The sequence below is a fragment of the Craterilacuibacter sp. genome (assembly GCF_051659485.1).
Taxonomy (GTDB): domain Bacteria; phylum Pseudomonadota; class Gammaproteobacteria; order Burkholderiales; family Chromobacteriaceae; genus Craterilacuibacter.
Map to the genome: position 1 here is coordinate 1 of NZ_JBOFOO010000024.1, position 1,158 is coordinate 1,158.

The following is a 1,158-nucleotide window of genomic DNA, read 5'->3' on the forward strand; positions in this document are numbered from 1 at the left end:
ACCCGCTTTGCCGATGGCTTCGAGTATGGTCTGGGTGCCGAAATCGGCATTTCGACCGACAAGATCCATGCCCGCGGGCCGGTAGGTTTGCTGGGACTGACCAGCCAGAAGTGGGTCGTGCTGGGCGACGGACAGATCCGTAACTAAGAACAAGCCGGGCGCAACACTGCGCCCGCTTCAGACACTGCAAAAACTGTCCGCCAACAGGCCGTCATCCGACGGCTCAAGCCGTGCCAGAAAAGAGACGACATCACCGGCAGGCAAAGGGCGGCTGAAATAATATCCCTGCACCCTGTCGCAGCCGTACTGCTGCAGCCATTGCAGCTGTTCGGCTGTTTCTACGCCTTCAGCCAGTGTCTTCAGGCCCAGCGTTCTGGCCAGACTGATAATGGCCTGAATAATGGCCCGGTCGTCGGCGTCATCCGCCATATCGGTCACAAAAGAGCGGTCTATCTTCAGTGTCTCCAAAGACAAACGCTTCAGATAACTCAGCGAAGAATAACCGGTACCGAAGTCGTCGATGGATACCCTGATCCCCATAGCCTCCAGTGTATCCAGTATTGCAACTGCTTCTTGCGGCCGGCGCATGGCCACACTCTCGGTCAGCTCCAACTCCAGCAGCCGGGCTGGAAGATGATATTCCGCCAGCAAGCCGGCGATCTGCTGCGGCAGGTTCGCCTGCTGAAACTGGGCCGCTGACAGGTTGACCGCCACCCGCACCGGCAAATAGCCGGCCTGCTGCCAGTCGCACAACTGGCTTAGCGCCTGATGCAGTACCCAGTCGCCCAGCGCGATAATCATGCCGCTTTCTTCGGCGACCGGAATAAACTCCACCGGCGAAATCCAGCCCAGTTCAGGATGCTGCCAGCGCAGCAGCGCCTCCAGTCCGATCAGCTTGCGGCTGGCAATATCATATTGCGGCTGGTAATGCAGGCTGAGCTCGCCCCTCTCCTGCGCATGACGCAAGGCGTTTTCCAGCTGCAAATGGCGTGTACTTCTGGCCAGCAGTTCCGGCCGGAAGCATCGCCAGGTGTTACGCCCGTCGCGCTTGGCGTGATACATCGCCATATCGGCACAGCGCAACAGGGTGTCAAAGTCACTGCCATCCTGCGGATACAGCGCGATGCCTATGGATGAAGTGACACTGATATCGTGTCC

The 1,158-nt window shown here is 58.8% G+C and carries 1 protein-coding gene and 1 pseudogene; one reads left to right on the forward strand and one right to left on the reverse strand.

What is annotated here, in order from left to right:
* Positions 1-147, forward strand: a pseudogene (locus tag ACRC1E_RS00725) (gamma-glutamyl-phosphate reductase); the annotation flags it as partial.
* Positions 148-177: 30 nt separating this feature from the next.
* Here ACRC1E_RS00725 and ACRC1E_RS00730 read toward each other — a convergent pair.
* A partial coding sequence (locus ACRC1E_RS00730) for a putative bifunctional diguanylate cyclase/phosphodiesterase (RefSeq protein WP_438513194.1) occupies positions 178-1,158 on the reverse strand: 981 nt, incomplete at its 5' end.